Source organism: Nocardia miyunensis NBRC 108239 (genome assembly GCF_001613065.1).
Taxonomy (GTDB): domain Bacteria; phylum Actinomycetota; class Actinomycetes; order Mycobacteriales; family Mycobacteriaceae; genus Nocardia; species Nocardia miyunensis.
In genome coordinates, this window is sequence record NZ_BDBQ01000074.1 from 26,466 (window position 1) to 40,578 (window position 14,113).

General features: G+C 66.1%; 11 protein-coding genes and 1 pseudogene. 11 read left to right on the plus strand and 1 reads right to left on the minus strand.

Features of this window, described 5'->3' with window-relative positions; all coding sequences use genetic code 11:
• Positions 1 to 63: 63 nt before the first annotated feature.
• The 11 genes and pseudogenes from NM2_RS30480 to NM2_RS30525 all read left to right on the plus strand — a co-directional run bounded on the left by NM2_RS30480 (position 64) and on the right by NM2_RS30525 (position 13,370).
• Entirely contained in the window at positions 64 to 582 is a 519-nt protein-coding gene (locus NM2_RS30480) for an NUDIX hydrolase (protein WP_067675935.1), read from the plus strand.
• A 499-nt stretch (positions 583 to 1,081) separates the two neighbouring features.
• Positions 1,082 to 2,248, plus strand: coding sequence for an alkane 1-monooxygenase (locus NM2_RS30485; RefSeq protein WP_067675938.1), 1,167 nt, complete (start codon positions 1,082 to 1,084; stop codon positions 2,246 to 2,248).
• Positions 2,249 to 2,350: 102 nt separating this feature from the next.
• Positions 2,351 to 3,826 (plus strand): adenosylhomocysteinase, encoded by a 1,476-nt coding sequence (ahcY, locus tag NM2_RS30490; RefSeq protein WP_067675941.1) that lies wholly within the window; start codon positions 2,351 to 2,353, stop codon positions 3,824 to 3,826.
• Positions 3,827 to 4,181: 355 nt separating this feature from the next.
• The gene (locus NM2_RS30495) at positions 4,182 to 4,808 is read left to right on the plus strand and encodes a Uma2 family endonuclease (protein ID WP_067675944.1); all 627 of its coding nucleotides are present in this window, start codon (positions 4,182 to 4,184) and stop codon (positions 4,806 to 4,808) included.
• A gap of 55 nt (positions 4,809 to 4,863) precedes the next feature.
• A complete protein-coding gene (locus NM2_RS30500) occupies positions 4,864 to 5,511 on the plus strand; it encodes a dTMP kinase (protein ID WP_067675947.1) in 648 nt (215 codons plus the stop codon).
• Between the two features lie 78 nt (positions 5,512 to 5,589).
• Positions 5,590 to 6,267 (plus strand): MtrAB system response regulator MtrA, encoded by a 678-nt coding sequence (gene mtrA, locus NM2_RS30505; protein WP_067675951.1) that lies wholly within the window; start codon positions 5,590 to 5,592, stop codon positions 6,265 to 6,267.
• Positions 6,268 to 6,311: 44 nt separating this feature from the next.
• Positions 6,312 to 7,946, plus strand: a pseudogene (gene mtrB / locus NM2_RS30510) (MtrAB system histidine kinase MtrB); the annotation flags it as partial.
• A gap of 419 nt (positions 7,947 to 8,365) precedes the next feature.
• The gene (gene lpqB, locus NM2_RS30515) at positions 8,366 to 10,207 is read left to right on the plus strand and encodes an MtrAB system accessory lipoprotein LpqB (RefSeq protein WP_157121404.1); all 1,842 of its coding nucleotides are present in this window, start codon (positions 8,366 to 8,368) and stop codon (positions 10,205 to 10,207) included.
• Between the two features lie 100 nt (positions 10,208 to 10,307).
• Complete coding sequence (locus tag NM2_RS47985) at positions 10,308 to 10,952, plus strand: ComF family protein (protein ID WP_084531723.1); 645 nt, start codon at positions 10,308 to 10,310, stop codon at positions 10,950 to 10,952.
• Positions 10,953 to 11,330: 378 nt separating this feature from the next.
• Complete coding sequence (hpf, locus tag NM2_RS30520; RefSeq protein WP_245718291.1) at positions 11,331 to 11,927, plus strand: ribosome hibernation-promoting factor, HPF/YfiA family; 597 nt, start codon at positions 11,331 to 11,333, stop codon at positions 11,925 to 11,927.
• A 150-nt stretch (positions 11,928 to 12,077) separates the two neighbouring features.
• Entirely contained in the window at positions 12,078 to 13,370 is a 1,293-nt protein-coding gene (locus NM2_RS30525) for an acetyl-CoA C-acyltransferase (protein ID WP_067675959.1), read from the plus strand.
• Between the two features lie 18 nt (positions 13,371 to 13,388).
• On the opposite strand, the gene bluB is transcribed toward NM2_RS30525, so the two are convergent.
• The gene (gene bluB / locus NM2_RS30530; RefSeq protein WP_157121405.1) at positions 13,389 to 14,021 is read right to left on the minus strand and encodes a 5,6-dimethylbenzimidazole synthase; all 633 of its coding nucleotides are present in this window, start codon (positions 14,019 to 14,021) and stop codon (positions 13,389 to 13,391) included.
• Positions 14,022 to 14,113 lie beyond the last annotated feature (92 nt).

The window sequence follows — 14,113 nt, forward strand, 5'->3', positions numbered from 1 at the left end:
GCAGTCGCGGCGAAACGAATTTCCATGAAAGTAAATCGTGGTTTCGATGATCGAAAGGGATAAATGAGCGCGAGCTCGCTGCACGAGTCTGCGACAGAGTTGCTGGAAACCTGGGCTGTGACAACGGGTCCGGAACAATCCCTGCGGCAGGCCATGTTGGCATTCCTCGGTTCGGCGCCGCGCGGGTGCCTGCGTGAGCACGCCGCCGGGCACGTCACCGCCTCGGCGATGGTCTTCTCCCACGACGAACGTGAGGTCCTGCTGACCCTGCATCCGCGCGTCGGGCGTTGGATCCAGCTCGGCGGCCACTGCGAGGAATCCGACGACTCCGTCCCGGCCGCGGCCCTGCGTGAGGCGACCGAGGAGTCGGGCATCCCCGCTCTGGCGATCGAGCCCGGCCTCTACGGCGCTCAGGCCCACCCCATCACCTGTTCCCTCGGCCGCCCCACCCGCCACCTGGACCTGCTCTTCAAGATCAGGGCGCCGAAAGGCGCTGTCCCGGTGCGCAGTTCGGAATCCACCGACCTGCGCTGGTGGCCCGTGGACGCCCTGCCGCCCGACTCCGACCTGCTGCTCCGCTGAGACGCCGGTCCTCGGTCGGCGGGTGCCGCCGGTGACCCGGCGATCATCCGGCATGCGGTCGCATCGTGCCGCGGCCCTCTCGCGGTAGGTAATACGTCTGGCTGGATCCGGCATGGCGGTGACGGATGTGATATTTCTTCCGGCAGAGAGTGCTGACACCGTGCGAAGACCGGTCGGCCCTTCGTGTACGACTGCCTCGGGCTTATCCGAATTGTGTTGTGTTGTATAACGATTGCGTCGACTCGCCCGGTGTGTGCTCCGCGGCGAAAGCTACCGATCTGTAGGGCTGGGAACGAGAGGACGACGCATCGTGCGAGGGTCGCGCATTGGGGTTAGCCAACCGTATGCGGTGATTGCCGGGGCATGAGGAACGGCTTAAAAAGGGACCGGGCTGTATGTAACAGTCAACAATCGAGGGCCCTGAAACTGTGTGTAACGGGCGTAACGTCTGTACCTATCTACTGGCAGTCGTTCCAGAGAATTATTTAGCGGGGCAAACGTGCAATCGGTCGGCAATCGCTCGGGTAAGCCCGACTCCAAGCGGTACCTGTGGGTGCTCGGGCTTATCGCCCCGAGTTGTGCCCTGTTGCCTTCACAGTTGGTGCTGCACACCGGGTTGCGGGTGTTCTGGTGGCTCGGACCCATCATCGTGCTGATCGCCATACCGGTGCTGGACTGGGTCGTCGGCGACGACGGCACCAATCCGCGCGATGAGGACTACGAGGCCCTGTCGAAGGACCACTACTACCGCTGGTGCACCTACCTGTTCCTGCCGATCCAGCTGTTCGGGCTGGGGATCGCCGCCTATCTGTGGGCCGGTGACGAGCTGAGCATCGTCGACAAGCTCGGCCTGGCGACCACATTGGGCCTGGTCAGCGGGATCGGCATCAACGCGGCGCACGAGCTCGGACACCGGGTCGAACGTGCCGAGCGCTGGCTGGCGAAGGTCGCGCTGGCGCAGTCGGGTTACGGCCATTTCTATGTCGAGCACAACAAGGGCCACCATGCCCGGGTGGCGACCCCGGAGGATCCCGCCAGCGCCCGGCTGGGCGAGTCGCTGTGGGAATTCCTGCCGCGCAGTGCGCTCGGCGGTTTCCGATCGGCCGTGCAGATCGAACGGGAACGTCTGCAGCGCAAAGGATTACGCTGGTGGAGCGGGCAGAACAACATCCTGCAGGCATGGGCGATGACGCTGGTGCTGTACCTCGGATTGCTCGCGGCGTTCGGCCCGAACATGCTGCCGTACCTGTTCCTGCAGGCGGTGATCGGGGCCGGTCTGCTGGAGACGGTCAACTACGTCGAGCACTACGGCCTGCTGCGCGGTAAGCGGCCCAACGGGACGTGGGCCCGCTGTTCGCCCGCCGACAGCTGGAACAGTGACCGGTTGGTCACCAATATCTTCCTGTTCCATCTGCAGCGGCACAGCGACCATCACGCGAATCCGGGGCGCCGGTATCAGACGCTGCGCAGCTCGCAGGAGGCCCCGCAGTTGCCCGCGGGCTATGCGGGAATGATCCTGCTGGCCGCGGTGCCGCCGCTGTGGCGTCGCGTGATGGATCCGAAGGTGTCGGCGCACTACGGCGGTGACCTCGGCCGGGCCAATATCGCGCCGCGCAAACGGCAGCGGATCCTGGCCGCCGACGACGGCCGCGCGGCCGCGGCCTGAGGCCCGCCTCGCTCTGCGATTTCGCATGTGAACGACCATGCGTACCGTGTACGCACGATTCGTACTAGTCTCTTCTGCGTACACGCCGACCAGGAGAGGCAGATGACGACCGCAGTGAGCAGCATGATGACTGCCGACAGCCGCAACGGGATCGATTACAAGGTCGCGGACTTGTCGTTGGCCGAGTTCGGCCGCAAGGAGATTCGACTCGCCGAGCACGAGATGCCCGGCCTGATGGCACTGCGTCGCGAGTACGCGGAGGTGCAGCCGCTGAAGGGCGCGCGCATCTCCGGGTCGCTGCACATGACCGTGCAGACCGCAGTGCTGATCGAGACGCTGGTATCGCTCGGCGCGCAGGTGCGCTGGGCTTCGTGCAACATCTTCTCCACCCAGGATCACGCGGCCGCGGCCGTGGTCGTCGGCCCGCACGGCACCGTCGACGAGCCGCAGGGCGTGCCGGTCTTCGCGTGGAAGGGCGAGAGCCTCGAGGAGTACTGGTGGGCTGCCGAGCAGATGCTCACCTGGCCGGGCGAACCGGCCAACATGATCCTCGACGACGGTGGTGACGCGACCATGCTCGTGCTGCGCGGCGCGCAGTTCGAGAAGGCGGGCGTGGTCCCGCCGGCCGACGAGGAGCACTCGGCCGAGTTCACCGTGTTCCTGAACCTGCTGCGCGAGCGGTTCGAGAGCGAGAAGAGCAAGTGGGGCGTGATCGCGGACAGCGTGCGCGGCGTCACCGAGGAGACCACCACGGGGGTGCTGCGGCTGTACCAGTTCGCCGCCGCGGGTGAGCTGGTGTTCCCGGCGATCAACGTCAACGACTCGGTCACCAAGTCCAAGTTCGACAACAAGTACGGCACCCGGCACTCGCTGATCGACGGCATCAACCGCGGCACCGATGTGCTGATCGGCGGCAAGAAGGTGCTGATCTGCGGTTACGGCGACGTCGGCAAGGGCTGCGCGGAGTCGCTGGCCGGGCAGGGCGCGCGCGTGCAGGTCACCGAGATCGACCCGATCAACGCCCTGCAGGCGCTGATGGACGGCTTCGACGTGGTGACCGTGGACGACGCGATCGGCAACGCCGATATCGTCATCACCTCCACGGGCAACAAGGACATCATCCTGCTCGACCACATGAAGGCCATGAAGGATCAGGCCATCCTGGGCAACATCGGCCACTTCGACAACGAGATCGATATGGCCGCGCTGGAGCGTTCGGGTGCGACCCGGCTGAACATCAAGCCGCAGGTCGACCAGTGGACGTTCGGCGATTCGGGCAAGTCCATCATCGTGCTGTCCGAGGGCCGCCTGCTGAACCTGGGCAACGCCACCGGCCACCCCTCGTTCGTCATGTCGAACAGCTTCTCCAACCAGGTCATCGCCCAGATCGAGCTGTGGACCAAGCCGGAGCAGTACGACAACGAGGTCTACCGCCTGCCCAAGCACCTGGACGAGAAGGTCGCCCGCATCCACGTCGAGGCCCTGGGCGGTCAGCTGACCAAGCTCACCAAGGACCAGGCCGAATACATCGGCGTCGACGTCGAGGGCCCCTATAAGCCCGACCACTACCGCTACTGAGCTGAATTTTCGGCCTCCGCTTCGCTGCGGCGGGTTTTCGGCGCTGTAAGGCTCGTCGTTCAGCCCTCGAGACTCGGGCTTCGCCCATGCGCTTCGAGGGCTGAACGGCGAGCCCGCGCCGAAAACCTGGAGTTGGTCTTGCGGAGCCTTTCGCTTCGCGGGCGATTTCCGGCGGGACGGAGACGCTTCGCCGCTGGGCACGGTGGAGGTGGTGGAGTTGGGTCGTCAGGTCGCCGGGCGTCTGGGGTGGTGGCCTGGCATGCGGGGCGGGGTTTCGCCGCTGGGCCGTTGTGTGATGGTTGTCGTAGTGCCCGGATAGGATCGCCTCGTAGTCCAGCTATCGCCAGGAGCGCACGTGTCTGCACTGCTCGATTGGGCGCGGGAAGAGAACCTGCAGCCGGAACCGATCACCCTCGAGACTTGGCGGCAATTGCCGGAAGAGTTCTGCCGTTTGGTCGAGGTCGTCAACGGGGAAGCGGTTCGTGCCGAGTCGCCGCGCCGTGCTCACCAGAAAGCCGCAAGAAGGATCGCGGATCTGGTGGAAGCGGCTGCCGAGGCGCACATGGACCGCTACAACGACGGCTGTCTCGACGTCGACGCCGACTTCGATGTACTGCTGTGGGAACTACCGAGAGCCACGATCCGGCGGCCGGACGTGGCATTGTTCACCTGTGCTCCTGATGAATTGCGACCACTGCCCGCGTCGCTGATCAAGCTGGTGATCGAGGTCGTCTCGCCAGGCTCGGAACGTGTCGATACCACCGACAAGCTGGCCGAATATGCGAAGGCGGGCATTCCCTGGTACTGGATCGTCTGGGTATCCGAGAACCGGGTCACCACGATCGAGACCTACGTACTCGACCATGTGCTGAGCCTGTACCGTCCGCACCAGAAGCATGACCGCGCTGACACGTTCAGCGTGGTCAGCGCGCCCATTACGATCAAGATCGACTGGGACCGGCTGGATGAGCTGACCCGCTGAGGGGTTCGGCCGGGGCGGGGATTTTCTGTCGGGGGTGAGCGGTAATCTGCTGCTTATGGGTGTGTTGGTGGCGGTGGAGGGGCTGGACGGGGCCGGGAAGCGCACGCTCATCGATGCGGTCGTCGGTGAGCTGACCGGGCGCGGGGTGCGGGTGGGCACTATGGCGTTTCCGCGGTATGGGAAATCGGTGCATGCGGATCTGGCGGCGGAGGCGTTGCGGGGGCGGCACGGGGACGTGGCGGCGTCGGTCAATGCGATGGCGCTGTTGTTCGCGCTGGACCGGGCCGAGGCGCGCGAGGAGTTGTCGAAGTTGTTGGCGGACAACGATATCGTGCTGCTCGATCGGTATGTCGCGTCGAACATCGCCTACAGCGCGGCCCGGACGCGACAATCCGCCGACGGTGAAATCGCCTCCTGGATCGAGGAATTGGAATTCGGGCGCTTCGAATTGCCTGTGCCCGATGAACACGTACTGCTCGCCGTGCCGGTCGAACTCGCCGCCGAACGAGCGCGGCGGCGCGGCGAACTCGACAGCGATCGTGCGCTCGACGCGTACGAGCGGGACAAACCGCTGCAAGAACGCACCGGCGAGGTCTATCGTGTGATGGCCGAATCGCACTGGCACGGTCCGTGGTGGCGCCATGCACCACACGACGATCCGGCGGAGCTGACCGCGCGTCTGTCGAAAATTATTGGCCGATAGGGTTGGATGGGCGTCGGATACGTACCAGTGTTGGCGTGGTTGCCCGTTCCGAGCCGGAGAGATGACACCATAGTAGTTATGAAGCCGAAGATTCTGGTCGTCGACGACGATATGGCGCTCGCGGAGATGCTCACGATCGTCTTGCGCGGCGAGGGTTTCGACCCTCACACAGTCGGCGACGGCACACAGGCGCTGACCGCGGTCCGGGAGCTACGCCCGGATCTGGTGTTGCTGGATCTGATGCTGCCCGGCATGAACGGCATCGACGTATGCCGCGTGCTGCGAGCCGATTCCGGTGTGCCGATCGTCATGCTGACGGCGAAGACCGACACGGTCGACGTCGTACTGGGGTTGGAGTCCGGTGCGGACGACTACATCGTCAAGCCCTTCAAACCGAAGGAGCTCGTCGCGCGGGTGCGAGCCCGGCTGCGGCGCACCGAGGAGGAGCCCGCGGAGCTGCTGTCCATCGCCGACATCGTGATCGATGTCCCGGCGCACAAGGTCACCCGGGCCGGACAGCAGATCTCGCTGACCCCGCTCGAATTCGACCTGCTGGTGGCGCTGGCCCGCAAGCCGCGCCAGGTGTTCACCCGCGAGGTTCTGCTCGAGCAGGTCTGGGGTTATCGGCACGCCGCCGACACCCGCCTGGTCAACGTGCATGTGCAGCGGCTGCGGGCCAAGGTCGAGAAGGATCCGGAGAACCCTGAGATCGTGCTGACCGTCCGCGGTGTGGGCTACAAGGCCGGACCGCCGTGATCGATCGCTCCAGAAACCGCATCGAGCGGTTGCTGGCAGCGATGATGGCGTGGTTCAAATCCGTCGGAGAGTCGCTGGGGCATGTGTGGCGGCGGTCGCTTCAACTGCGCGTCGTCGTATCCACGCTCACCCTGTCGCTGATCGTGATCACGATTCTCGGGGTGGTGCTGACCAGTCAGATCACCGACCGGCTCCTCGACGGCAAGATCGCCGCGGCCGTCGAGGAGATGGGACGCGCTCGCTCGACGGTGGAGAACCAGCTCGGCGGAGCGCATGATTCGGCCACTCAGACGGCGAAACTGCAGGCCGCGCGCAATGCGCTGTCGAGCGGTAACACCGGCCAGTCCGGCGGCACGGCAGGCAATTTCAATTCCGTGCTGGAGATGGTCGGCGACAATGGGCAGGACATCTCGGTCGGGCCGGTGCAGGAGGTGCCGGGCGAGTTGCGCCGGTTCGTCCAGCAGAACCAGGTCAGCTATCAGTTCGCCACGGTGTCGGATCCGGACGGTTATCGCGGCCGGGCACTGGTCATCGGCAGTCCGAGCACGCAGGTGCCGACGCTCGAGGTCTATCTGATCTTCCCGCTGACCAACGAGGATCGCAGCCTCGGACTGATGCGCGGGACGATGTTCATCGGCGGCGCGGTATTGCTGGTGCTGCTCGCCGCGATCACCGCGCTGGTGACCAGGCAGGTCGTGCTGCCGATCCGGTCCGCGGCACGGATCGCGGGCCGATTCGCCGACGGGCGGCTGCGCGAACGCATGCTCGTCCGGGGTGAGGACGATATGGCGAAACTGGCCATATCGTTCAACGCGATGGCCGAGAGTCTGTCGAACCAGATCACCCAGCTCGAGGAATTCGGTAATCTACAGCGCCGTTTCACCTCCGATGTCAGTCACGAGCTGCGCACACCGCTGACCACCGTGCGAATGGCCGCGGATCTGATCCACGGTTCCAGCGACGAACTCGATTCCGCGCTGGCCCGCAGTGCCGAACTGCTGGTCACCGAGTTGGACCGATTCGAGGGTCTGCTCAACGATCTGCTCGAGATCAGCCGCCACGATGCCGGTGTGGCCGAGCTGCAGGTCGAATCGCTGGACGTGCGGATGTGCGCGCGGGCGGCGATCTCCACGGTCAAGCATCTGGCCAAGGAGACCAATGTCGAGCTGGTCGTGGATCTGCCGGAGGAGCCGCTTGTCGCCGAGGTCGATCCGCGACGCGTCGAGCGGGTGCTGCGCAATCTGCTCGCCAACGCCATCGACCACAGCGAGGGCAAACCGGTGTTGATCCGGATGCGCGGCGACGTCGACGCCAATGCCGTCGGGATCGTGGTGCGCGATCAGGGCGTCGGTCTGCGGCCGGGTGAGGAGAAGCTGGTGTTCAACCGGTTCTGGCGCTCGGATCCCTCGCGGATGCGGCGTTCGGGCGGTACCGGTCTGGGCCTGTCGATCAGCGTCGAGGATGCGAACCTGCACGACGGCAAGCTCGAGGCATGGGGTGAGCTCGGCGTGGGCGCCAGCTTCCGGCTGACGTTGCCGCTGGTGCGCGGGCGCAAGCTGGGCCCGAGTCCGTTGTCGCTGGAGCCGCCGAGACGGCGTGGCGCAACGCGCGAACTGCCCGCAGCGTCCTCGGATCCGGTGACGCAGGACGCACCGCGAGCGGAGACGACGGCCGAGGAGGACGGTGGTCCGGACGGGCCGTCCGTAGCTGCGGTGGATCCGGCCGCGGGTGTCGATTCGGGTGCGAACACATCGGCGGCCGGGACGGATTTCGTTGCGGTCGAGGCGGATGCACCCGTCACCGAGGAAGAATTGTCCGCCGCCGAGGCGGAAATGGCCGGGATCGAGCCGAGCGGGTCCACGGCCGGGACGGATGTGCCCGAGTCCAGCGCGAATGCGGCCGCGGCCGAGGAGGATTCGTCGGTATCCGAGACGAACGAGCCGGTGGCGGACACGGATTCCGCGGCGGCGGATTCGTCGAGTGATGAGTCGAATTCGGTTGGGGCGGGTAAGGATTCGGGTGAGCGGGCGCAGGGGTCCGGTGCGAGCTCGGTGGCGGGGGAGAAAACCGTACTGAGCGATACCGGAGACGGGACGAAATGAGTCGAGGTTCTCGCACCTGGCAGCGCGCCGGGGTGAGCCGATTACGCCTGGTGATCGGACTGCTGTTGGTGTCGGTGCTGGCATTGAGCTCATGTGCGAATCTGCCGGATTCCTCCGCACCGCAGGCGCTGGGGACCATTGATCACGCGCCGACCAGCACCGGTCCGGTGACGCCGGTCGCGGGGCACGATCCGGATCTGCTGGTGCGCAATTTCCTGTCCGCCACCGCGAACCCGGCCAACCGGCATCAGCAGGCTCGGGAGTACCTGTCCCCGACCGCGGCGCTGAACTGGGACGACAGTGCCGGGACCGCGATCGTGGAATCTCCGGACACGTTGCGTGAATCCCTGACCGGCGATACCGCCACGTATCGGATTCGCGCGCGCAAACTCGGTGAGCTGGGCGCGGATGGGGCGTTCCGCGCCCAGGACAACACCTACGAGACCCGGGTCGAGCTGACGAAGGTCGGCGACGAGTGGCGGATCAATCAGGTGGAACCGGGCGTCGTCGTGGACAGCGCCGCGTTCTACAAGTCCTATCGCCGCTATTCGCTGTACTTCGCGAACAATGCCGGTTCCAGCATGGTTCCGGATCTGCGCTGGATCGCCACGAGTAAGGATCAGGTCACCGAGCGGCTGCTGGCGCTGCTGTCCGAGGGGGCGCAGCCGTCCCTCGCGCCGGCCGTGCGCAATGTGCTGGCCGCGCCGATCAGTCTGCGCGGCGGCATCACCAAGGCCAACGGCGCGGCAGACGGGGTCGGGCTGGGGCTGGGCGGGGTGCGGATCGACTTCGCCGGCGCCTCGGCGCTCGATGCGCGGAGTAAGGAGCTGCTGGCCGCGCAGGTGGTGCTGACACTGGCCGGTGCGGGCATCCTCGGTCCGTACGTCCTGCTCGCGGACGGCAAGCCGCTCGACGACCGGTACGCGAACACCGGCTGGTCGCTGGACGACGTCAACGCGATGAATCCGAAGACGCCCACCGCCGATCGCACGGGTCTGCACGCGTTGCGGGACGGCACGCTGGTCACGGTGGATACCGCCAAGGGGCACATCACGCCGACGCCGGGATATTTCGGTACCGCGCACAATCTGCAGTCGGTCGGACTGTCCGATGACGGCCAGCTGGTCGCCGCGGTCGCCGACAGCGGCGAGCCCGCCCCCAAGCCCAAGCACACCCTGGTCATCGGGAGTTATGACGGTTCCACCACGTTCTCGGTGGTGCAGGGCGACACCTTCACCCGGCCGTCGTGGACATCGGACGGCGGAGCGGTGTGGACCGTCATCGACGGCACGAAGGTCGTTCGGGTGGTGCACGACCGGGCCACCGGCAATGTCTCGCGACAGGACGTCGACAGTTCCACGTTGACGGTCGGTGAGCCGAACAGTACCGATCCGGTGCCGCGGCTGCCCATCACCGATCTGCGCATCTCCCGCGACGGCACCCGTGCGGCGATCATCGCCGGCGGCAAGGTGTACCTGGCGGTCGTGGTGGTCCATCCGGACGGCAAGTACTCCCTGGTCTCGCCCCAGCCGGTCGCGGTCGATCTGAGCACGACCGCGGTGTCCATCGACTGGACCAGTCCCGACACCCTGGTCGTGGCCCGGGAGGGAGATGTGAATCCGGTGGAGACGGTCTTCATCGACGGTTCGGATCTGACCACGTTGTCGAGTCAGAATCTGACCCCGCCGGTGCGGTCGGTCAGCGTGGCTTCCGACACGTATTACGTCGCGGATTCGCGTGCGGTGATGCAATTGCAGTCCACCGATCCGGCCGCGGACCGATTCTGGCGCGAGGTACAGGGATTGGGCACGAACGCCGTACCGGTGCTGCCGGGCTGAGTTCGGTGGACGATCCTTCGGGATCATCGGGCGCACCCGCTGCACATGGGTGAACGCCGAACCTGTTGGCGATGCCGGAAATGACCGGCACACTGGGCCGATGCGGATGCTGCTGGATCTGATCCTGCCGCGAACGTGCGGGGGATGTGGGGCACACGGGGATGTATGGTGCGCCGGGTGCGCACGGAGTCTGTCCGGTATGCCGATGCGGGTGCGACCGCGCACCGATCCGGGTGTGCCGTGCTGGGCGCTGGGCAGGTATTCCGGTGCTGGACGCCGGGCGATCATCGCCGTAAAGGAGCATGGACGCCGGGATCTGGCGCGGCCGTTGGGGTTGGCATTGGCCAGGGGGCTGGATAAACTTCGGGATCCACGACGGTCGCTGGTTCTGATTCCGGCACCGACCAAGCGGTCGGCCGCGCGCCGTCGCGGGGGTGATCCGGTGGCCCGGGTCACCCGATTAGCCGCGAGTTCGCTACCTGATTGCCGGGCTGTTCCGGCGTTGCGAATGCACCGTGCGGTGAGGGATTCGGTCGGCCTGGGCCCGAGGGAGCGCAGAGCCAATCTGCACGGGCGGATCACGGCCTGTGCCCGGGTGTTGCCCGCTGCTCTCTCGGCGGCAAATGTCGAGGTAGTGCTGGTCGATGATGTCCTGACAACGGGAGCAACAGCGGGCGAGTCGGTTCGTGCGCTGGCCGCCGCGGGCATCGGTGTGCGCGCTGTCATGGTGACTTGCGCGGCATGAGGCGGCGAAATTTGCGTGAACACTGGCGGACAGGTCGCTGGCGTAATAGCGTGGCCATCAGAGCGATCTGACACCCCGTACCAGAGGTTGGAGGTGGCGCCTCGAGCGACTTACGTGTCGAGTTTTCCAGTGTGCGCAACCAGTCTCGCGACCGCCGCCCGTGTCAGCTGATCGCCTGCCGCGCACACCTCTCGATACGGCTATTACCCGCCGCACACGACTCGTGTGTGTGGCCAGATCCGGGAGGTACGCGTGACGACTTCACGACCTTCAGTGAAAGAAGCAGACGCCTCGGCCCGCTATGGCGCGACAGCCGATTCCACCGCTTTCGACCGAGCCGAACCCGAGGAACAGCCCAAAGTCCCCAGTGCCGACGTCGTGGTGAAGGGCCGCAACGTCGAGGTCCCTGATCATTTCCGAATTCACGTGGCGGACAGGCTCTCCCGGCTCGAGCGTTTCGACCCGTTGATCTATCTGTTCGATGTGGAGCTCTTCCACGAACGCAATCGCCGGCAGCGCAAGAGCTGTCAGCGGCTCGAGATCACCGCACGCGGCAAGGGGCCGATCGTGCGCGCGGAGGCCTGTGCGGACAGCTTCTACGCCGCTCTGGAACAGGCTGCCGAGAAGCTCGAGAGCCGACTGCGTCGCAGCAAGGATCGTCGCCGGGTGCACTACGGGGAGAAGACCCCGGTATCGGTGGCCGAGGCGACCGCGGATCTCATCGACGAATCGCTGCGCCGCCCGGCCGCGAACGGTGTCGTGGATCAGGAAGTGGATCAGGCTGATTACGCCGGTCCCGGCCATATCGTGCGGACCAAGGTGCATCCCGCCGCGCCGATGTCGGTCGACGACGCGCTCTACCAGATGGAACTCGTCGGCCACGATTTCTTCCTCTTCCACGACCGGGAGTCCGATCGTCCCTCGGTGGTGTACCGCCGTCATGCCTTCGACTACGGCCTGATCAGGCTCGCGTAGCAGTTATCGGTCTCGGGGCCGGCGACCGACCAGGTGTCGTCGGCCCTTTCGGTATGTCCTTTCGGGGATTTGCCTGTGACGCTGTGTATCGCTTTTCTCCTTACCTTGGAGTAAGTTCGGTGCCGGGTGATTCTCTCGAAAGGAAATCGCATGGCTACCAGCGCAACTCGCCGTGCTGTGATCGTGTCCGGAGTGCGGACGCCGTTCGTGCGGGCGTTCACCGATTACATGCGGATGGATTCCATCGACCTGGCCGATACGGCGGTCGCCGGGCTGCTGGCCCGGACCGGGCTGCCCAAGGCCGCGGTACAGGCGATCGTGTGGGGCGGGGTGATCCTGCCCAGTGCCGCACCCAATATCGCCCGGGAGATCGCCCTGGATCTGGAACTGGATTCCGGATGCGAGGGGCATACGGTGACCCGGGCGTGCGCGTCGGGATTGCAGGCGGTGACGACCGCGGCCGCCGCGATCGAACGTGGCGAGTACGACGTGATGATCGCGGGTGGTAGTGATTCCACCAGCAACGCCGAGGTGAAGTTGCCGCAGAAGCTGGTCCACGCGGGTGCGCCGCTCGCACTCGGCAAACCCAAACCGAAGGACTATCTCTCGGCGGTCGCCCAACTCGCGCCGTTCACCGATATCCTGCCGCACCGGCCCAAGATCGCCGAGCGCACGACCGGTGAGGTGATGGGGGAGTCAGCCGAGAAGATGGCCGCGATCCACGGCGTCGGCCGCGCGGCCCAGGACGAGTTCGCGGCCCGCTCGCATCACCGCGCCGCCGCTGCCATCGACTCCGGCCGGTTCGCCGACGAGGTGCTCGATGTGGTTACGCCCGAAGGGAAGACGGTCACCCGGGACGGTCTGGTTCGCGCGAACACCAGCGTCGAGAAGCTCGCCACGCTGGCACCGGTGTTCGCGAAGAACGGCACCGTCACGGCGGGCAACGCCAGCCCGCTCACCGACGGGGCTTCCGCGGTGCTGCTGATGAGCGAGGACAAAGCGCGCGCACTGGGTTTCGAACCGCTCGCGGCATTCCGGTCATGGAGTTATGTCAGCGTGGATCCCCGCGATCAGGTGTTGATCGGCCCGGCCATCTCGATGCCGCGCGCACTGGACAAGGCCGGAATGTCTCTGGGCGACGTGGATTTCGTCGATATTCACGAGGCGTTCGCCGCGCAGACCCTCTCCGTGCTGGCGGCGCTGGCCAGTGACGAGTGGGCCAAGACACGTCTGGACCGCGACAGTGCCGTCGGCGAGATCGATCCCGCGGTGCTGAACGTGCACGGTGGATCGGTCTCGCTCGGACATCCCTTCGGCGCGACGGGCGCCCGCATGGTCACCACGATGGCCAATGAACTGGCACGTTCGGACAAAAGCGTTGCGCTGCTGGGCATCTGCGCGGCCGGTGGCATCGGGGCCTCCGCGGTGCTCGAGCGGGTGTAGTTCCCGCGCGGGGCCGGTTCAGCCGGAGAACTTCTCCCAGTGCACGGCCTCGCTCAGCGGGCGTCGCTCGCGCCAGCCGAAGCGTTCCAGGTCGGGCGTTTCCTGGAATTCGTGGACCGGCCCCACGCACAGCCAGGCGATCGGGCGGATTCCGGGCGGCAGGTGCATCAGGTCGGTGAGGAAGGGCGCGTCGTAGAAGCTGACCCAGCCGACGCCGATCCCCTCGGCGGTGGCGGCCAGCCACAGGTTCTGAATCGCGAGAATAGTGGAGTAGAGCCCGGTTTCGGGGACGGTGGCCCGGCCCAGGATGTGCGGGCCGCCCCGGCTGTCGTCGTGGGTGACCACGATGCCGGTGCCGCTCTCGGTGATGCCCTCGATCTTGATCGGCTCGAAGGTCCGGGCCCGTTCGGGCGGCAGCGACTCACGGAATTCGATGCGCTTGTCCGCGACGTGCGCGGCGAAGCGGGTCAGCGTGGCGGGGTCGCGCACGACGATGAAATCCCACGGCTGCGAATTGCCGACGCTCGGCGCGCGATGCGCCGCGTCGAGGATCCGCATCAGGGCGGCATCGTCGAGGAGTTCGCCGGTGAACTCGGCGCGCACATCGCGCCGCCGCCGGATCACTTCGTAAATGTCGTGCTCAGTAACCACACCATCGCCAATCTTGCCCGCACGTATCCCAGTCGGCACCAGTCAACCAGAGGCAAATAATCTCGCAGCGCCGAACCCTTGCCCGACGCACC